The 20,207-nt window shown below is 35.9% G+C and carries 17 protein-coding genes and 1 pseudogene; 9 read left to right on the top strand and 9 right to left on the bottom strand.

Annotated elements, in window-relative coordinates:
- Positions 1-113 precede the first annotated feature (113 nt).
- On the top strand, positions 114-773 hold the full coding sequence (locus EGI24_RS05745) for a phosphatidylserine decarboxylase family protein (RefSeq protein ID WP_255047400.1): 660 nt from the start codon (positions 114-116) through the stop codon (positions 771-773).
- A 71-nt stretch (positions 774-844) separates the two neighbouring features.
- On the opposite strand, the gene EGI24_RS05740 is transcribed toward EGI24_RS05745, so the two are convergent.
- Together EGI24_RS05740 and EGI24_RS05735 are read right to left on the bottom strand one after the other, a co-directional pair.
- Positions 845-2,023, bottom strand: coding sequence for an MFS transporter (locus EGI24_RS05740; protein WP_255047399.1), 1,179 nt, complete (start codon positions 2,021-2,023; stop codon positions 845-847).
- 121 nt (positions 2,024-2,144) lie between these two features.
- A complete protein-coding gene (locus EGI24_RS05735; RefSeq protein ID WP_255047398.1) occupies positions 2,145-2,702 on the bottom strand; it encodes a hypothetical protein in 558 nt (185 codons plus the stop codon).
- Positions 2,703-3,056: 354 nt separating this feature from the next.
- Here EGI24_RS05735 and EGI24_RS05730 point away from each other — a divergent pair, with 354 nt between their 5' ends.
- Positions 3,057-3,641 carry a ribonuclease HII gene (locus tag EGI24_RS05730; RefSeq protein WP_255047397.1) on the top strand — a complete coding sequence of 195 codons (585 nt, stop codon included), beginning with the start codon at positions 3,057-3,059 and terminating at the stop codon, positions 3,639-3,641.
- On the opposite strand, the gene EGI24_RS05725 is transcribed toward EGI24_RS05730, so the two are convergent.
- Genes EGI24_RS05725 through EGI24_RS21875 form a run of 4 tightly spaced genes read right to left on the bottom strand, consistent with a single transcriptional unit; the run spans position 3,638 to position 8,196 of the window.
- The gene (locus EGI24_RS05725) at positions 3,638-4,798 is read right to left on the bottom strand and encodes a glycosyltransferase family 2 protein (protein WP_255047396.1); all 1,161 of its coding nucleotides are present in this window, start codon (positions 4,796-4,798) and stop codon (positions 3,638-3,640) included. The two genes, EGI24_RS05730 and EGI24_RS05725, sit on opposite strands and share 4 nt — an antisense overlap.
- Positions 4,798-5,913, bottom strand: coding sequence for a glycosyltransferase family 1 protein (locus tag EGI24_RS05720; RefSeq protein ID WP_255047395.1), 1,116 nt, complete (start codon positions 5,911-5,913; stop codon positions 4,798-4,800). Before EGI24_RS05720 ends, EGI24_RS05725 begins: the two co-directional genes overlap by 1 nt.
- Positions 5,910-7,058, bottom strand: a complete 1,149-nt coding sequence (locus tag EGI24_RS05715; RefSeq protein WP_255047394.1) for a glycosyltransferase family 2 protein — start codon at positions 7,056-7,058, stop codon at positions 5,910-5,912. Before EGI24_RS05715 ends, EGI24_RS05720 begins: the two co-directional genes overlap by 4 nt.
- A gap of 4 nt (positions 7,059-7,062) precedes the next feature.
- Positions 7,063-8,196 (bottom strand): sugar transferase, encoded by a 1,134-nt coding sequence (locus EGI24_RS21875; RefSeq protein ID WP_310586073.1) that lies wholly within the window; start codon positions 8,194-8,196, stop codon positions 7,063-7,065.
- Positions 8,197-8,367: 171 nt separating this feature from the next.
- On the opposite strand from EGI24_RS21875, the gene EGI24_RS05700 reads away from it, so the two are divergent.
- From EGI24_RS05700 to EGI24_RS21960, 6 genes and pseudogenes are all read left to right on the top strand, one after another.
- A complete protein-coding gene (locus tag EGI24_RS05700; RefSeq protein WP_255047393.1) occupies positions 8,368-9,714 on the top strand; it encodes a sigma-54 dependent transcriptional regulator in 1,347 nt (448 codons plus the stop codon).
- Between the two features lie 124 nt (positions 9,715-9,838).
- Complete coding sequence (locus EGI24_RS05695; protein ID WP_255047392.1) at positions 9,839-10,921, top strand: FIST signal transduction protein; 1,083 nt, start codon at positions 9,839-9,841, stop codon at positions 10,919-10,921.
- Positions 10,921-13,371, top strand: coding sequence for a response regulator (locus EGI24_RS05690; protein ID WP_255047391.1), 2,451 nt, complete (start codon positions 10,921-10,923; stop codon positions 13,369-13,371). The genes EGI24_RS05695 and EGI24_RS05690 overlap by 1 nt, the downstream gene beginning before the upstream one ends.
- Complete coding sequence (locus tag EGI24_RS05685) at positions 13,368-14,240, top strand: glycosyltransferase family 2 protein (RefSeq protein WP_255047390.1); 873 nt, start codon at positions 13,368-13,370, stop codon at positions 14,238-14,240. Before EGI24_RS05690 ends, EGI24_RS05685 begins: the two co-directional genes overlap by 4 nt.
- Positions 14,241-14,614: 374 nt before the next feature.
- Complete coding sequence (locus tag EGI24_RS05680; RefSeq protein ID WP_255047389.1) at positions 14,615-15,751, top strand: FIST signal transduction protein; 1,137 nt, start codon at positions 14,615-14,617, stop codon at positions 15,749-15,751.
- Positions 15,752-15,755: 4 nt separating this feature from the next.
- A pseudogene (locus tag EGI24_RS21960) lies at positions 15,756-16,289 on the top strand (sensor histidine kinase); the annotation flags it as partial.
- 33 nt (positions 16,290-16,322) lie between these two features.
- Here the strand turns inward: EGI24_RS21960 and EGI24_RS21955 are convergent.
- Positions 16,323-16,436: a hypothetical protein gene (locus EGI24_RS21955; protein ID WP_409035471.1), complete on the bottom strand. Its 114-nt coding sequence runs from the start codon at positions 16,434-16,436 to the stop codon at positions 16,323-16,325.
- Here EGI24_RS21955 and EGI24_RS21950 point away from each other — a divergent pair.
- On the top strand, positions 16,389-17,252 hold the full coding sequence (locus EGI24_RS21950; RefSeq protein WP_409035470.1) for an ATP-binding protein: 864 nt from the start codon (positions 16,389-16,391) through the stop codon (positions 17,250-17,252). The genes EGI24_RS21955 and EGI24_RS21950 overlap by 48 nt on opposite strands.
- 17 nt (positions 17,253-17,269) lie before the next feature.
- Here EGI24_RS21950 and EGI24_RS05670 read toward each other — a convergent pair whose 3' ends face one another.
- Both EGI24_RS05670 and EGI24_RS05665 read right to left on the bottom strand, forming a co-directional pair.
- The gene (locus EGI24_RS05670) at positions 17,270-17,605 is read right to left on the bottom strand and encodes a n-acetylglutamate synthase (RefSeq protein WP_255047387.1); all 336 of its coding nucleotides are present in this window, start codon (positions 17,603-17,605) and stop codon (positions 17,270-17,272) included.
- 200 nt (positions 17,606-17,805) lie between these two features.
- Positions 17,806-20,202: a glycogen debranching protein gene (locus tag EGI24_RS05665; protein ID WP_255047386.1), complete on the bottom strand. Its 2,397-nt coding sequence runs from the start codon at positions 20,200-20,202 to the stop codon at positions 17,806-17,808.
- Between the last annotated feature and the right edge of the window lie 5 nt (positions 20,203-20,207).

Genomic DNA, 20,207 nt, shown 5'->3' with positions numbered 1-20,207 from the left:
CTTTTTCAGAATTAATATTTCAAAAGGAAATCAATTATTAGAGAAAAAACACAAATATAAAAACGCTAAAATTGTATATTTGCGGAGTTTTTCTCAAAATCACTGACCCTACAATGACAATACATAAAGAAGGCACTGGCTCGCTAATAGTTTCAACGGTTACACTTGCAATCATCTATAGTTTGGTTAAATATTTTACACCAGACATGGAAGTATTGCACTATTTGGTTTTTGCAGTTTGTCTAATACTATTCTTTATTGTATTGCAATTTTTCCGCAAACCTACAAGAAAAACCCCAATAAACCCAAAACACATCATTGCTCCAGCTGATGGTAGAGTAGTCGTGATAGAAGAAGTGGTTGAGACAGAATATTTCAAAGAGAAGAAAATTCAAGTTTCTATTTTTATGTCCCCGTTAAACGTACACATCAACTTTAACCCTCTTTCCGGCATTATATCTTACTTTAAATATCATCCAGGCAAATATTTGGTGGCTTGGCACCCGAAAAGCAGCACCGAAAACGAACGCACAACGGTTGTAACCAAGCATCAGAACGGCACAGAGATACTTTTTCGTCAAATAGCGGGAGCTTTGGCTCGTAGGATCTGTTGGTATGTAAAAGAAGGCCAAACCGTAACCCAAGGAGAAGAGTTTGGATTTATAAAATTCGGTTCAAGAATAGATATTTATCTGCCTCTTGGCACTAAAATTTTGGTCAATCTTGAAGATAAGCCTGTAGGTGGTGAGACGGTGATTGCGGAACTTATGTAGTGCAAATTTCCAAAATTTACAAGGCAGAATCTTCAAAAAAACCAATTGCAAAGCGATTTACGAAAATCGCTTTACCTTTTTTCCAAAGCATAAAACCCAGCGGTAGCCACCACAGCCAATCCTCCCAAAAGCAGTAAAAGTGCGGTATAACCAAGGCCAGCAATTACCTGAGTACCAAGTAAAGAAGAACCAATTTGTGCGACTGGCCAAGACATAGCGTACACTGCAGAATACTGTCCTTGATTGTGTGACTTTGCCCTTTCTATGCTGTAAGTATTCATAAACGGCATAGCGAATATCTCAGAAAAAGTAGCAAAAGTAATGCCTATCAACATCCAGGCGTATGCGGTAAAATTGAGGTAGATAATATAATTGACAACCAACAGAAAACAGCCGAAAGTAATCAGTTGGAGCTTGGTATATTTGCCTTCAAGTTTATAAATGATGAGCATTTCTACCAAAGCCACCAAAAGGCCATTAATACCCATGAGAAGGCCTATTTGAAACTCCGACATATTGCAAATCTCTTTGTAATAAACTGGCAAAACCACAAATAAAGGAGAAAAAGACATCACATAAATGGTAGTAAAAACCATGAAAATCATAAATGTGCTATCTCTCCAAGGTGATTCGGCTCGATTGAGTTTTGCCTCCGCTTTTGATATTTTTGCTTTTTTTACATATTTGGAGTGAAGAAATATCAGTACAATAATGGCGGCCAAAATATTGGTAACGCCATCTGCCCAAAACAGGTATTTGTAATCTCTGGTAGCAAAAATCCCCCCCAACACTGGACCAACTGCCCAACCCAAATTTATGGCCAATCTCACCAAAGAAATAGACCTGGTGAACGTATCTGGCGTGCTGAGGTGTGCTATACTCACCGAATTGGCAGGTCTATAGGCTTCTCCAAATGCAGAAAGAACAAATGTAGCTACACAAAGCAGTTCGAAGGTTTGGATTTCGGCAACCACAAAAAATAATAATCCACCAATGAACAAACTTCCAAACTGAACGAAAAAGTAGCCAAAGACATCCGTAAGTTTTCCTCCTAAATAAGAGCCCAAAATCGCCCCAAAACCAAAGGACATCATAACAAAGCCCGCATTTTCTATCGAAAAGTGAAGTTTTTGGGTGGTGTAAACGGTCATAAAAGCAACCACCATAGTGCCAGCTCGGTTAATGAGCATCACCAATGCAAGTAACCATATTTTAGGTGATAACCCTCCGTAGGCGTTTTTCAGAAGCATTTAATAAATTAGTGGTTTCATTATTAATCGAAAAAAAAGGATTGAGGTTCAATGTTGCCTCTATTTTTCTCAATAACTGAATTTTTTAACCAAAATTGACTCAAGCCAAATAACAAATAGGCTATTGTTTTTTAATAAAACTGAATAGATAAATGATTAATGGCCGAATTAGATGGTGGATTAAAAATCCAATTATGGCCAAAATACTTCCAATTCCTGTTGGCAAAATTGCACCAAAAGTGAATGTCATGCCAATAACAAATCCCAAAAGGCATTCCGCTCGATAAACTGGAAAAAATAAGGAAATAAAAAAAACAGATAATATTAAATATTCTGGCATGCTCTCGTTGCCAAGTGTAAAAAAAACTGAAAGTGCTACGCCTAGTATCAAAGCACCTAAAAAACCTACCCAGACTTTTAGGGGTATTTCTAGGAACTCAGGGCTTTTTCCGTTGGGCAGATTTTCTCTTTTTTGAATTCTAAAAACTACAATCCACGTCAAAAGCGGCAGCAAAATTGCTCCCCACCAATTGGATATTTCGGGAAGATCTTCTCGTGCTAAAATATGGTGACTAGGTACTCCGCCATTAAAATAATACCAAGCTAAAAGGCTCCAAATGGCAATAGAAACAATACTCGTTAACAAGATTTGCGTCTTAATAAATTCTTTCTTTTTCATAATTTTACAAGGTATTTTAACCAAAAATAATGTAATTCTTCAGCGTCAATTCACTAGATTGGGCTAATTTATATAGGCGGTTTAATTCGGATTTAAACGTCTAAAAAGTAAAGAAAACTTATTAAAAATTCGGTTTTAAAATTGATTTGCTACTTACAATTCTTTCTAAGAAAACTAATTTGAATCTGACACTTTAGCTCAAAGAAATAATCGCAGAAGGGGTTCAATTAAGCAGATAATCAGGAATTGGAGAATTTAAATAAATTGAAATATTATCCACTAATCAGATAATTGATTGGTTTTTTGATAATATTTTTACACTTTTCAAACCAATAATGTGAAAACGATCGATAAATGCTCCTCCCCTATTTCAATAAAAACTATGTTGAAGCTGGCTTAGATGAGGCAGGCCGAGGCTGCTTGGCAGGTCCTGTAGTTGCTGCTGCTGTTATTTTGCCCAAAGACTATGAACATCCTTGGCTGAATGATTCGAAACAACTTACTAAAGACCAGCGACTAGAACTCAGGGCTGAAATAGAAAAAAGTGCTTTGGTTTGGGCGGTTGCAGAAGCCTCAAACATCGAAATAGACCAAATCAATATTTTAAATGCCAGTTTTTTGGCCATGCATAGGGCAGTAGATCAAATTTCTGTAAAAATACATCCTGAACACCTTTTGGTGGATGGTAATAGATTTGCTCCGTATCCGATGATTCCGCACACTTGTGTGATAAAAGGCGATGGTAAATACCTTTCCATAGCAGCAGCTTCTATTTTGGCAAAAACCTACCGCGACGAACTCATGGAAGATCTGGCACAGCAATATCCCAGATATAAATGGCATGAAAATGCAGGTTATCCAACCATATTTCATAGAAAAGCCATCCTAGAATACGGCTACACGCCCTTTCATAGGATGACTTTCAGAGTGAGAGTTTAAGCTCTAGCGGCTTTTTCCCAAGTAACTGCTTGCTGATTTGAATAGAATCTTTTGAAACCCAGAATGGCTGCGTAGTTCATAAACGAAAAATAATATGGAACATACAGAGCTTTAAATTTCTTCCCTTTTTTCTCAAAAACATAGCCTAAAATAGCCAAACTATAAAAAGCAACTTGGAAAAATAAACTCAATTGATAAAATGGATTATCCATTAAGAAAAGATTAACGATAGGCATCAAAACCAAGAAAACTGGTACCAAAGTCCATCTTAATACCCGATGCGACAAATACTGAAAAGTAAGCCATCCATGTTTAAATGGGTTGAGTAATGTTTGCAATCTAAGGACTGACTGAATACCCCCGGCACTAATTCTAACTTTCCTTTTAAGTTCTTCTGCTATATTTAAGGAGGCTGTCTCCATAGCCTTTGCACTTGGCTCGTAAGCTGTTACATAGCCTTTAGAACATATTCTTAAAGACAAAACAAAGTCGTCTAGCAAAGTATCTGTTTCAAGCGTTTGAAAAAGCGAAGTTCTAATGGCGTACAATTCACCTGCCGCTCCAACGGTAGAATATAGCTCAGAGTCAAGTTTTTTCAAGAAACTCTCATATTTCCAATACAGACCTTCTCCCACTTCTGCATTGTTTTCAGAAACTTTAATTATTTGTTTCTCACCCGCCACCACTCCGACTTTGGGATTTACAAAATGCTCAACCATACTTTTAATTGCATCTGTATTGAGCATGGCATTGGCATCAGTAAAAACGGTAATAGGACTCTTAATTAATGGCATTACTCGGTTGATAGCAGCCATTTTTCCCTTACGCTCATCGCTATGGTAAACCTTAACTTGCTCAAAAGATTTTAGCTTTTCTATAGAATCGTCGGTCGTACCATCTGTCACAAAAACTATTTTTAATTTGTCTGAAGGGTAACTTTGTGCAATCGTATTTTTGACTTTATCCACTACATAATCAGATTCGTTGTAGGCCGCTACTAACAAAGTAACCTCAGGCAACACCTGATTACTAAAGTTTGGCTTCTTAACAAACCAATTCTTAATTTTAACAAGTACATAAAGTAAGATTCCGTACCCCACATAGGCATAAAAAGTTATGCCAAGCATTATCCAAAAAGAAATTTCTAAAGTTTTCATTATTTAGTTAAATAGATATTCTGTGTTTGAAATGCGGTGTTTTTCCAAGAAAAATCTTCGGCACGCTTCAGTCCTTTTTCTTTGATGGCGGTATTTAGATCGATATTATTGGTAAGCTCGTTGATGGCTTTTGTAAGTTCGTCAACATTTTGAGGATCCACCAAATAAGCGGCATTTCCTGCCACCTCGGGCATGGCAGTTGTAGTAGAAGTAATCACCGGCGTACCACAAGCCATGGCTTCTATAATGGGTATTCCAAAGCTTTCTCTCAAAGAAGGATATAAGAAAAGAGTGGCCAAATTGTAAATTTTGGGCAAATCACAGTGCATTATATAGCCCGGAAGCGATATTTTATCTAAAATATCCAATCGTTTGATTTTTGCAAGATGATTTAAAATTTGCTCATGACTGCTTTCCAGAATGACCAACTGGGTTGGGTCGGGATTTTCATCCACATATTTTGAATAAGATTTCAGAACATTCACCAAATTCTTTTTAGGAGCTTCATTTCCTAAAAACAAAATGAAATCGTCGGGCAAACTGTATTTCTCTTTTATGAGGTTCAGTGTGTCTGTGTTGGCTATTTCTCTAAAAGTAGAACTGTATGCATTAGGAATCACCTTCAATTTACTATCACTGATATCCAAAGTTTTACTGATTTGAATCTTTTCAAAATCAGAGACCGTAAAAACATAACTAGCTTTTTTGGTTATTTTGGGTACAATAAATTTTCTATAAAAATGCCCCGCCGTCTGATAAATAGTGCCTCCTGAAAAAGAATGCATATAAATAATGTCGTGCAAAGTGACTACATAAGGTACAGGACTATTAAGCGGAGCAGTATTAGACGTGTAATGCATCACGTCGACACCAGCCGCCTTTATAGCTTTTGGCAACCATATTTGCTCCCAATCAACATAAGTAGCTCCTTTAACTTTAACCACCTTCATGTTTTCTGAAGAATGCAAACACACGTCTGAGTCAGGTTTTACAAAAACCACATACTCGTTGGTATGATCTAATTTTTGAAGTGCTTTAATAAGCTCCAAAGCATAGATATCCATCCCATGTTTTTTCTTTCTGAAAATCCTTTGGGCTTCTATTCCTATTTTCATTTCGAATAAGTGTTTAAATGTGGCGTATGAATAAATACCTTATTGGCTTTTTTGAATTTCAAAATAGCTTTTACCATGTACCAGAGACTAACTGGCACATATGAAAAATCTCTGAGTTTGATGGTTTTTCTGAGATATGAAGGAATGGCCAACCACAACCCAACTACGTAACCTACGACCAATCCAACATTCCACAGAATAAACGAACCTAAAAAAATATGAACAATTAATGATATGAAAACACTACCCAAAAGAATCAATCTAGGGGGAAGCAGAAATTGCAAAACTTTGTCGAAATAGTCAATATTGCCTCTAAAAAGAGCAATAAATGCACTAAAGAAATGTTTTTTGGCAAAATTAAACTGTGCAGAAATCCACCGTGTTCGTTGGTTTTCGAATACGGCACTTTCTCGCACTTTTTCATCTAAAACATAGGCTTCTTGCAAATACGTAATTTTCTGTCCTTTGTGTAGCAAGTCTAGTTCCAGCTGTTTATCAAAGCCACTGACTACATCAATTTCTGACATAAAATTCCTGAATTCTTGAAAATCCATGATCAGGCCTGAGCCAATCAAGGCAGAAGATAATCCTATATTGGCATGACCTTTTCTAAAGACTGAGTTGTTAATTTCTTCGCTTATGGCGTCCAAAAATGCAAAACGCGTGTCTAAATTTTTTGCAATTCTATGGGCTTGAATCACCTTATTTCCTCCCGCAAAAGCGGCTTTTGCTTTATTAATAAAGCCTGGAACCAAATGATTATCCGCGTCCAAAAGCACAACAGCATCAAAATCTGCGTGGATGGTGGAAAGAGCTATGTTTATTGCTTTGGCTTTCGTGCTTTTTTCCAGATTTAGAGCTATAATTTGAGCCTTCGAACTCTCCAGAATCTTTAAAGTGGCCTTTTGAAGGTGATCACCTATCACGATGATTTTGTCCTCCTTTGAAATATCAGGTTGATTTTCTAGACTTTTTACGGTTTCTATTATTACTCCGTCTTCTTTATAAGCAGGAATTAAAAACAAAAAACGACTTTTGGGGGACTTTTGTATTTTGATTTTTTTGCTTGAAAACAAAGCCATCAAACTAAAAAAAAGTACATAGACAACTCCAATGCTGAGATACGTTAATATTATTATCGACATGATATTACATTTTTTCCGACTGAAAAACTGCCGGGAAGGTTTTTAAAATTAGTTTGATATCATAAAGCCAATTGTGCTCTTGTGCGTAGGTGTTGTCTAAGTCCATTCGTTCTTTTTCAGACAAAGCGGCTTGGCCTCTTTTGGTTACCTGCCAAAGACCTGTTAGACCTGCTGGAGCCAAAAATCTTGCTGCTGATTCGTCTTTTGTAAGTTTTTCGGCTTCGTAAGGTGGAAGTGGTCTATTGCCCACAATCGACATGTCTCCTTTCAGAATATTGAAAAGTTGGGGTAATTCGTCTAAGCTCGAGTTTCTTAAAAAAGTCCCTAAGCGTGTAATACGTGGATCGTTCTGAAATTTCATAAAGGCAGCTTTGCTTTCTTTTTTTGTTTGAAGAGCCTGCTCGCTCATCCAGCCGCCATCATAAATGAGTTCTTGTTTGTCATTTTCAGACACTTCAAGTTCATCTTTTTTGTACATGTTGAAATCGTCCATTTTACTGATTTCCTTATCAGCGTTAACTTTCATTGTACGAAACTTATACAAGTTAAAAATCTTATAACCAGCACCTACACGTTTTGAAAGATATAGAAACGGCCCTTTAGAGTCTAATTTTATTAATACCCCTACCGTTATAAAAACGGGTAGGAGTATTAAAATGGCGGTCAACGAAAGCACCACATCAAAAGCTCTTTTTCGAAACGACATTTTCGGTTCAGGAAAAGTAAAATCCTCAAGATTTTCAATTTCCTCCAAAGCTTTGGCGTCTTCTTTAGAATTTAAAAGCTTGTCAATCCTTAATTTCAATTCTTCAGGATGAAACGGCTTTCCAACATAATCGTCAGCACCTGCACTGAGGCACTCAATTCTTGTCTCGCTTTTTTCGTCGCCAGACAACACTAAAATTGCAATATCCGAATACTTAGGATTCTTTTTCAGATACTTAATCAATGTCAGGCCATGCTCTTCTCCAAGATTCAAGTCCACAATGACTAAATCTGGCACATCGTCGTTTTTGATAAGTAATCTGGCAATTTTTAATGTCGGTGCTAATCGAAGATCATAATCATCCTTAAGCTTGTGATTGAGCAAGCCAAGAACCATCTGGTTGTCATCTACTATTAGAATCTTTTTTTTCATTATAATTATTGTTTCGTTAATTGTCCTTTTGCCATTATCACTCCAAAAAATTTAACTTATTAATAATGAGCATGTTGTGAAATTAAAAGTTCTTGGTTTTTTCCTAATTCTGGAAAAACCTTTTTTATTTTGGAAAAATTCTTACATTTGGATATAATTTATTATTAGACCATGAGCAAGCAATTTTCGATATTTATAGTTGAAGACGACGCCTTTTATGGCTCAATGTTGGAGTATCACCTTAACTTGAACCCTGACTATGAAGTGAGCAGATTTGAAAATGGAAAAAGTTTTGTAGATAATTTATACAGAAGACCTTCAGTTATAACACTGGACTACTCTCTTCCAGATATTGATGGTGAGACCATTCTCAAGAAAATCCAAAAAGACCATCCTGAGATTCCTGTAATAATTATTTCGGGCCAAGAAAACATCACCACGGCTGTTCAATTGCTCAAGCTAGGGGCATATGACTACATAGTAAAAGACGAAAACACCAAAGACAGGCTCTGGAATTGTCTTTTAAAAATAAGAGAAACCAAAGAACTCAAAGAAGAGATAACATTATTAAGAGAAGAGGTTCGCGAAAAATATGAGTTTTCCAATAGTATTAGAGGCAATAGTCCTCCTTTAAAGCGTGTATTTGCATTAATGGAAAAGGCAGCCCAAAGCCAGATAAATGTATCCATTTATGGAGAAACGGGTACCGGTAAAGAATTGGTAGCTAAGTCTATTCACTTCAATTCTGGAAGAAGTAAGAAACCATTTGTAGCTGTAAACATGTCAGCAATTCCAAGAGAACTGGTTGAAAGTGAACTATTTGGCCATGAAAAAGGGGCCTTCACTGGAGCTATGAATAGACGAATAGGGAAGTTTGAGGAAGCCAATGGAGGTACTCTGTTTCTAGATGAAATTGGAGAAATGGATATAACCATCCAAGCGAAAATTTTGAGAGCCTTACAAGAACAAGAAATAGTGAGAGTTGGTGGTAATTCTACAGTTAAATTTGATGCAAGGATAATAGTAGCTACCCACAGAAACCTTGGCGATGAGGTTCAAAAAGGGACTTTTAGAGAAGACCTTTACTACAGGCTTTTAGGCCTCAATATCCAGCTTCCTCCTCTACGCGAAAGAGGAAATGATATCATGATTTTGGCTAAATTTTTCGCAGAGGATTACTGCAAAAAGAATAAACTACCAGAAATTTCACTCACAAACGAAGCTTCACAGAAACTGCTACAATACGGTTTCCCAGGAAATATAAGAGAGCTAAAAGCCATAGTAGAATTGGCTTGCGTAATGGCGACAGACAACAATATAAGTGTGGAAGACATCAGTTTTAATTCTTTAAAACCGGAAGGTTCATTCTTGTTAGAAGAACTTACCTTAAAAGAGTATAATAAACGAATCCTTAGGCACTTTTTAGACAAATACGATAATGATGTCTTGCTCGTAGCTGACAAGCTGGATATTGGCAAATCTACTATCTACAATATGTTAAAAAGTGGAGAATTGTAAATCCAAAAAATAAACTTTCTTCCAAATTTTGGAATGTTAAATACTTATAAATAACTAGTTTTCAACCAAGTAACAAAACGGCACATTTTCTGTAATATATAATAAGTACTAAAACTTTGGATAAATGTATTTCAGCAGTTTTTCAGATATTTCTTTCTCAAGTATTGCGAATGCAGCAAAACCAACGGATTATCACCTGGTTTTTGTTGCAGAGAAATCTGCTGACGAAGCCCAATTGGTGATTGATGCCTTTAATAGCCACAATTTAAAACTCTTTGGGGGCATTTTCCCTACAATTTTCTCCGACTTACAAAATTACGATACTGGTTTTCTGATTCTACAAATCCCGCCAGTAGAACAAGTCATTAGGCTGTTAGCCAAAGATGATAATTTCTACGATACAAATGTGGACCTTGACACCGTCGGCACGGCCATTCTGTTAACAGATGGGTTGATGGGAGAGACAGATTCTTTTCTTCGAAAAATATACAACTTTTTCGGTAATGAAATGAACATCGTAGGGGGTGGTGCAGGTTTCATAACACTTAAACAAAAGCCATGTATTTTTACCAATGAGGGCATTTTTCAAGACGGGGGAGTGATGGCTCTTTTGAAATCTCATAGCCAAATTGGTGTTAAACATGGATGGGAAGTTTTTGAAGGGCCATTTATTGCAACATCTACCGAAAAAAACATTATTAAAGAACTCAATTGGCGACCTGCATTTGAAGTCTATAAAGAAGTCATAGAAGGTAATTCGAATTATAAATTTAATGAAGGCAATTTTTTCGATATAGCCAAGGTTTTCCCCTTTGGAATTTACAAAGAAGGTACCGAAATTGTTGTTCGCGATCCTTTCATTTTAAATGAAGATGGCTCCATTACTTGCATCTCTGAGATTCCTGAAAACTCTATGTTACAAATTCTTACAGGCAATCCCAATACGTTAATAAATGCAGCAAAAGAAGTAGCAGAAATGACCATAAACACAGAAACCCATTCTTGTCTATTGGTTTTTGATTGTATCACACGCGTGATGTATCTCAACGAACGATTTAAAGATGAACTCGCAGCCATGAAAACTGTTTTGGGGCCAGAGAGTTCAAAAATCAGGGGAGTGGCTACATTGGGTGAAATAGCCTCTAACGGCATGGGATTTGTTGAATTCTACAATAAAACTATCGTGGCGTGTAGCCTCAATTCCTGATGGAGACCAAACTTGAAATAGTTCGAGAACTCTCCCTCTTGTATGAGTTGTCACTTTCAATAGGTGGCACATTAGATCTAAAAAAAACAAGCGAAGACTTTCTGAAAGTCTGGATGCGACAAAAAAACATAGACTTTGGGTCAATTTGGATAAAAAACAAACATCTTGATTTAGAAAACCCCAACCAGTTTTCATTAATATTTGCTCATCCACATTTTTTGGTTATTGACCAAACAGAAACTCTTCCAGATGATTTTGCCGATACTTTGAAGCAACAAAAGGCTATTCAGGTAAATACTGAAGATACATATTTTCAATACTTTAAAAAAGAAAAAAACATAAAGTCAGGAAGTTATTGGTTTCTAGAAATTCCAAATTTAGGCTTTATAAAGTTCTTTTTTTATGAAAAAAATCCATCTCAAAAATCATTTAATTTAAGGGAAACCAAAAAAACAGAAAAGGTCCTTGGAAAACTAAGTATAGCCCTGCAATCGTGCCTGCTCCATAATAAAGTAATCACAGAAACTGAACAAAAAAATAAGTACCAAAAGGAAATCAAAAAATTGGCTTTGGTTGCCGAAAAAACCGACAACGCCATTATAATTACAGATGCAAAAGGACTTATTGAATGGGCAAATGATGGATTTATGCGTATTTCAGGATACACTATTGAAGAAGCCATTGGTAAGACACCGGGTTCTTTGTTGCAAGGTCCCGAAACCAATCAAGAAACCATAGCGTATATACGAAATCAAATAAAAGAAGAAAAGAGTTTTAGAGCAGAACTCCTCAACTATTCAAAAACGGGAAAGAAATATTGGATAGAAATTTCTATTCAGCCTATTTACGATGATAATGGGCTACTCATCAATTTTATAGCGGTAGAATCTGACATTACTGACCGAAAAAATAAAGAAGTAGAACTAAACGAAGCTAAGGAAAAAGCAGAAGAGTCGGGAAGAATTAAACAGGAATTTCTCTCTGTTGTCAGTCATGAAATAAGAACTCCTCTGAATGGAATCATTGGCATGTCCAACCTTCTTCAGAAAACGCAACTGTCGCCCCAGCAATCTGATTATCTAAACACAATCCAAATTTCTAGCGAAAACTTATCATTGATCATCAACTCAATTTTAGATTTTTCCAAAATCGAATCCGGATTGTTGAATATTCAAGCTATTCCTTTTAATCTTAAAAAGATTCTACAAAATATAATTAATAGCAATGAATTTAAAGCAGAGCAAAAGGGGTTAGGATTATTCCTAAAACTCGATCCAAAGGTAGACTCCCATCTCATAGGCGATGGTATCCGACTTAGTCAAGTTTTGTTAAATTTGATTAGTAACGCCATAAAATTTACAATTTCAGGGAAAATTGAACTTGAAATTAGGTTGGTTTCAAAAATGAATAATGCTCTAGTGCTGGAGTTCATAGTAGAGGACACAGGGAAGGGCATTCCAGACAAAATGCAAAAAATCATCTTTGAAAGTTTCACACAAGAAGATTCCAGTTTGGGTCGTAAATATGGAGGCACTGGCCTAGGTTTAAGTATTTCTCAAAAATTGGTATCATTAATGGGAGGAGAACTGAAGCTGACCAGTCAAGAAAATGTGGGTACAAAAGTTTCGTTTATATTGGGTTTTCCTATCAATCAGGAACCTACCAGTTTACCTGAAAAATCCACAGTTTCCGATAATGTTCTTATCGGCAAGAAAATCCTGTTGGTAGAAGATAATACTATGAATCAATTTTTTGCACAAAAACTTTTGGAAGGCTGGGGTATTAAAGTAGATATTGCCAACAATGGAAAAGAGGGAGTAGATATGTTCGGCAGAAAACACTATGACTGTATTTTGATGGATATTCAAATGCCTGAAATGGATGGATTTCAAGCCACTAAAATCATCAGACAAGAAAACAAATACATTCCAATAATTGCCCTTACAGCACTTTCAGTGGAAGAAGAAGCCGACAATTTCAAATCTGCTGGAATGAATGACTATATCACCAAACCATTTGAAGCCGAATACCTCAAAAAGAAACTAATTGAGTACATGCTTGTTTACCAAAGCTACTCCATTTCCAGTCCAAAAAGCAAGCAGATTATAACAGTACAAACCTATAACAATAGCCTGCTTACCCAAATGATGAAGGGAAATCAAGTACAAATAAGGCAGATGGAGCAGCTGTTTGTAAACCAAGCAGAAGAAGTGATGAAACAAATGCATCAGTACTTTTTACTTGAAAACTGGAAAGAAATAGGCTTAATAGCTCATAAATTAAAAGCCTCTATTGATATGCTACAGATCACAAATCTTAAGCAGGTGATCAGAAAACTAGAAAGTATAGAAAAAAACAAGACAGAAAAAAGAGTCGTAGACGAGCTCATTAACAATGTAACTGAAACTTTACAAAATGTTTGTTTATTAATCAAAAATTCGCATAAATGAAGCCACTTGTATCAATTATCACAGTAAACTTTAATCAAACGGAAGTTACCATAAGTCTACTAAAATCTTTAAGAGAGATAACTTATAAAAACATAGAAGTATTTGTCGTTGATAATGCTTCAAAGGAAAGTCCGAACATAAAAATCAAGGAGCAATTTCCAGAGGTTAACGTCATTTTGAGTAAGGTAAATCTCGGTTTTGCTGGAGGAAATAATCTAGCTATAGAGCAAGCAAAAGGAAAATACATGATGTTTCTCAATAATGATACAGAAGTTAAACCAGACTTCTTGGAGCCATTGGTTGAAGTGATGGAAAAAGATAATCATGTAGGCATTTGTTCTTCTAAATTGATATTTTATGCTCACCCAGATACCATTCAATTTGCGGGATCTAGTCCATTGCATCCTATAAAAATCCAGAGTTTTGCGGTTGGTTATGGACAAAAAGATTCTGAAAAATACAGCCAAACTGTAGAGACAGCATTGGCACATGGTGCAGCCATGCTTGTTAGATCAGAGGCAATATCAAAGGCAGGAAAAATGCCAGAGGAATACTTTCTTTACTATGAGGAGATAGATTGGTGTGAACGAATCAAAAAAGAAGGTTTCAAAATCATGTTTGTTCCTGATTCAGTGGTCTTACATAAAGAATCTATTTCTATAGGAAAACAAAGCTTCATTCAAGTTTTTTACAAAACACGCAACAGAATTTTACTCGCCAGAAAATGGAGAAAAGGCAATGAAAAAATCATTTCTTTGGCCTACTTGTCTGCAACAGTATTCCGTGATATTTTAAAGTATTTTACTCAAAGAAAAAACGACTTAGCCCGAGCAAGTTGGAAGGCTTTGTTGTGGAATATCCAAAACTAAAAATTGGAAATTATCCACTGGTTTTTACCAATTTTTGGAAAAATTATTTTCAAAAATCCTTATTCTGAAATTATAAAAATTCATAGATTTTATATTAAAACCATTGTTTTGATACCTCTTGATAATTATTACAAAATAAAGGCCTATTTTATGGTCATTTGGCGTAATTCATAATCCGAATTGGCAGGGTTATTGTCTTTTCTAAAGAAATTCGACATTGTATTTTCATGTTTTTTTCATGTTTTAACTGTTAAATATCAAAGGTGATTTATTTAAATCAATAAACATAAGCTCCTTGAATATATGGCAAAACAATGAAAATTCAACCGATAAAATATCAAAGCTATTTACAACCGAAAATTTTTAAATGATACATGAAAATTGAACAAAAAATAACCACTGACACCGGCTGGCAAACAGTCTATTCTCACGAAGGATTCAACCAAGAGCTCTGTCAAATTGTCTTGGTGTTGGGAGGAAAAAACAATATCACTTTTGAAGCTCTGGGTAAAATAAAAGTTGACTATCCAAACGCACAATTAATTTCTGCCACAACTGCTGGTGAAATCGCCAATTATGCTTTCTACGACGAGCAACTTTCTACTACTGCTATATACTTGGAAAAAACGCCTTTCGTAAGCAAGTTGGCCAATATAAAAGACTTTGCAAATAGCTACGATTTAGGACTCGACTTATTCAAGAACATGCCAAAAAATGACCTAAAATATATTTTTGTACTATCAGATGGTGGGCTTATAAACGGCACAGAACTTCTTGAAGGAATAAATTCAGAAAATAACGATGAAATACTCATTACTGGCGGCTTGGCAGGTGACGGATCGAGGTTTCAATCGACACTTGTAGGCGTGGATGCCAATCTTGAATCAGGAAATGTCGTGCTGATAGGTTTTTATGGAGAACACATAAAAGTTGGCCATGGCTCTTTAGGTGGTTGGGACGAATTTGGGCCAGAACGAATTGTAACAAAATCAGAAAAAAACGTGCTTTTTGAGCTTGACAATAAAAATGCTTTAGAACTCTACAAACAATATCTTGGTTCTTATGCAGATGAACTCCCAGGATCAGCTTTGCTGTTTCCTATTTCGATTTCAAATGACGCACAAGACACCAAAAATGTCCGAACAATCCTATCAATTGACGAGTCAAACCAATCCATGACATTTGCAGGTAATTTGCCAGAGGGTAGCAAAGTAAGACTCATGAAAGCGAATTTCGACAAAATAATTAACGCCTCAGGATCGGCAGCACAGCAAGCTGTTTCGTTTGATTTCGACAAACCAGACCTCGCTATTTTAATAAGCTGTGTGGGAAGAAAACTCATATTAAACGACCGAGTAGAAGAAGAAATAGAAATAGCAAAAGACATTTTTGGGGCAGAAACGTGTGTCTCAGGGTTTTACTCTTACGGTGAAATCTCTCCGTTAGTTAAATCTCAAAAGTGCGAATTACAAAACCAAACGATGACCATTACCACGCTTAAAGAAATTTGATACTATGGATTTACACCCTTTATTGGCAAAGCAAATAGCCAAACATTTAGGAGAAGATGCGATAAGCAACCCAGCGTTTACTTCGCTTATAAAAGTAGTGAGTGGGTCTTATGAATCTTACGAAAGAGACAAAAAAATCACCGAACACGCTTTCGAAATCAGTGAAAAAGAATACCAGGATGTACTTCAAAACTTAAAAAAAGAGAATACTCTAAAAAAAGAGTCTATAAAAAAAGTTAAGCAAACCCTAACAATTCTAGATGAAAACAATGCATCAAAACTAAAGGATTCCGACGATTTGGCCGAAATTATTGATTTATTAAACGACCAAATCAACATAAAAAATGAACTGGAACAAACCTTGGTTTTTGCGAAAGAAAATGCTGAAAAAGCCGCCAAAGCAAAGTCAGACTTTCTATCGGTGATGAGCCATGAGATTCGTACTCCTTTGAATGCCATAATCGGAAACATCCATATCTTAAAACAAGAGGTACATTTACCACACCAAGAAGAATTTATCAGCACACTCCATATTGCTGCCATGAACCTGATAAATTTAATAAATGACATTCTAGATTTTAGCAAAATAGAAGACGGAAAAATCAAATTTGACAACAAGTCTTTCTCTTTGAAAAACTTGCTCAGCGATGTCAGATCTACAAACAGATTTAAGGCAGATGAACATCAAAACACCATCAATCTAAACATTGACGAAAACGTCCCAGATTTGGTCTTGGGAGATTCGCTTCGCTTAGGTCAGCTGATGAACAACTTGGTTTCTAACGCCATAAAATTCACCAGCAACGGAGATATTAATATAAATATTTCGGTGGTAGGAGAAAGCCAAGATCCAACCTATGTCAAGTTCTCAGTAGTGGATAATGGGATTGGGATTGAAAAAGAAAATATAGAAAAAATATTTGAACGTTTTACTCAAGCAAATTCCAATATTACAAGAGAACATGGAGGGTCGGGATTAGGCCTTGCCATTATCAAAAAATTATTGGTGTTAATGGACGCTGATATCCATGTCGAAAGTGTTTTTGGCAAAGGCTCAAACTTTTACTTTACATTGCCTTTTGTGAAAGACAATAGTCTACCAATCCCTGAAAAAAGCATTGAATCAAATGAGAATGTACTGCTCGAAGGAATAAAAGTATTGCTTGTTGAAGACATAAAATTTAATGTTTTGGTGGCGAAAAAAATGATGGAAAACTGGAAAATTGACATTGATTTAGCAGAAAATGGACTTGTGGCAGTTGAAAAAGTTAAAAACAACAATTATGATGTCATTTTGATGGATTTACAGATGCCGATAATGGACGGACTTTCTGCTACTAAAAAAATACGAGAAATGGGAATAAATACGCATATCATAGCCTTAACAGCTTCAGTTTCTAACGACACTCAGTCTGAGGTTTATAGCTGCGGAATGAACAATTATCTAACAAAACCATTTAATCCAAAAGATCTACATGAAGCAATAAGAAGAGCCATATAAATCAAAAATATAAGATATTATATTTCTTCTAAAATGGATTCTCCTTCGGAACAATCGCCAGAGGTCCAACGCCATTTTTCATGTAATCTTACTTTTCCATTGGGCAAAATTTCAGGATTTGAAAAACAAATACCAGTCATCAATTCACCCTCTGAATTGATGTGGTGGTAACGCATATTAATAAGTCCTTGCTCGTTGACAATTCCAATCAAATGACCCACCAAAATTTTGCCTCCTGAATAATTAGAACTTAGCACATTTCCATTCTGTATATATTCAAAAATAGTTTCCGAGGAAGTATCGCCATTCTGCGTATTAGAGATTGCCTTAAATAATTTCTTGTTATAATTCATTTGATAAATTTTGACCTAAAACAAAAAAAGCCGCTGAATATTAATTCAGAGTACAAAGTACTTTAATTTTTCTTATAATCTAGTTCCAAAGAGAACGCTCTTACTCTTACAGGTAAATCACCCATTTTAGTAGCCATTTGGTTCTTAGTATTTTTATTCAATCAGCTAGTTAATTAATCGCAATTTGAAAGGTAAAGAAATTATTTTATCAAGACCAAAGAATTCTTTAACCCCTTAAGCTCAACAACTTCTGTATCACCAATTGCCTTTGGCTTTACAACTTTCCCGTTCAACATCCATACACTAAATTGGCCTTTAGGTTGAGAGAAAACCAGTTTCCAGTTGCTATATTTTTGATTAATATCGAAACTTTGGGAATCTGTTTTTTGAATAAAACTTAACGAGATTTGATTCTCTCCTATTTCCACATCTTGTATTTTTCCATCAACCAACTTGCTTGGAAGCAATGGCGAAATATGAATAGTTTTAAGATGTGCCAAAGGTTTTATTCCAAAAAACTGTTTGATAATGGGTTCCCCAAAAGCATACATGTTCCAAGCTTGTGAAAACATTCCAAAGTCAGGTGAAACTTCATAAATCGAGCCAGGAAGGGCAAAACTGAAGGATTTCATCATTCTTTTGAGAAGTGAATAGGCTTCGTCTGGTCTACCATAGTTATTTTCGGCCACGGCTTGTACGCCTGTTGGTAAGGTCATTACCGCACCGGTGTAAGTAAATACTTTCCGATTAGTCATAAACGAGCCTTCTTCCGTTCCCGCCGTTTCATCACGGTCGATGCCAGTGACAAACATCCCGTAAGGATTTGTAAACTTCTTGGCTGTTTCAAGAGCTTTTATAGCCTTTTCATTGTCTGCAACTCCCATTTCCATGGGTGTGTTCACTACCCAATTGTGGTGCATCACAAAACCTCTTTTTTCATTTTCTGAAAATGCCTCAATTTGTTTTTTAGAATTCTTGAGTTCATTAACTGCCCATGGTTTTTTTAAAGTATCCGCCCTAATTATGGCATCATCCAAGAGGTGCAACGCTTGCTTTTTTGTACCTATAAAATCGGCATAAGAGTTAAATTCCTCTACCCAAAAATCCTTGTTAATTTTTTCTTTGATTTTGTCAGCTTTGGATTGGTATTGATTGGCCAAATTTGTTTTTCCTAAAACTAAAGCCATTTTTGTAGCATCAGCAAAGGCTCTCTGAGAATAAACCGCCACATCTATCATCTCAGAATCCATGCCATGAATTTCCATCATTCCAAAGCCGTCAGGTAGAAGATTTCCGTCCTTATCGTTTTCCTTCAACAGCCAGTCTAATCCTTTTTCTATGGTTGGAAAGTATTTATTCAAGAAAGCTTTATCCCCAGTCCAACAAAATACCTCCCAAATCAATGAGGCAAATTGTGGTGTTTCGTTTACATTCCCATTATTAAAAACTGCACCGTTTGTGGATACCTCGTGAACAATTTTGCCGTTGCCATTTGTTTTCTCTGAAATGCCATGAATCAAATCTATTGTACTATATACCAGATCTTTACGACCTGTTGCAATCAAACCTTTCAGCGTATATTCATTGTCCACACCAAACCACCATGGGTAATCCGGCAAACCTGCACACAAGCCTCTGCCTTGTCCTTCCACATCTCTAATCAACCAATCGGTATTATACTTAATCCAGCGAAATCCTTTTTCCAAGTCTTTATCGCTGAGCGTTATCTTTGATTTTTCATTTACATTTAAAAGCCTAGTTTGCTTCTTTTGCAAAACCAAAGATGCATTTTGAGCTAATTCATTATAAGTATTCAAAGCCTCCATTTTGCTCTTTTCTGAACCCGAAATAATCAGTGGGAAATTACCGTTAGCTTTTGAAGAAATTGTCAGATTATATTGTGTTCGAGTGATAGAAGTATGGAGTTTATGCGAATGATTTTCTTTTTCTGAAACAACAATTCCTTTCAATTTTGAGCCATATACCACATACCAGGGATTCAATTTGTCTTTTACCAACCATTTGTTTTCTTTAAAAACAGCCTCGTCTTTACCATCAATCATATGGGTTCTTTCACCCAACCAAACGGGCATAAGATTGGAAATGGCTTTTAAATCTATCGAAACATTTAAAGCTTTATTGGTCTTATTTTTTATCAAGAACTCCATGTAAACTGCCTTCTTTCCATCTGGTACAAATTGATATCTTTCTATTACAAAATCAGGAGATAAACTATTGTAAGTAAGCTTATTGCCAAATGCATAATTTTCAAAAACATCGGCTTTGTTCAAAACATACTTTTGGTTATTTACCAGCATTTCCACCTCAAAACCATCCATGAGCTTGATTGGATGACACCATACTCCGCCCATTTCACCTTGCACATGCCAGCCCAAGTCTGGAAACGTACCGTCTTGATGACCGACCATATAGAGCCTATCGCCAGCTGCAGCATATGGACTAGATAAATATTCTGGTTTGCCTTGTATTTTTTCTGCACTTAGGAAAAGCGGGGAAATACTTTTACTAATGGTGTTTTGAGCAACAGAAAATTGAAAGAAAACAAATAGAAAGGAAAGCGTTTTATAAATATTCATTTTAT

Origin of the sequence: Lacihabitans sp. CS3-21 (assembly GCF_024343675.1) — a bacterium.
Classification (GTDB): domain Bacteria; phylum Bacteroidota; class Bacteroidia; order Cytophagales; family Spirosomataceae; genus Leadbetterella.
Note: the sequence above shows the minus strand (reverse complement) of the source record. Positions and strands in the feature narration are given on the sequence as shown.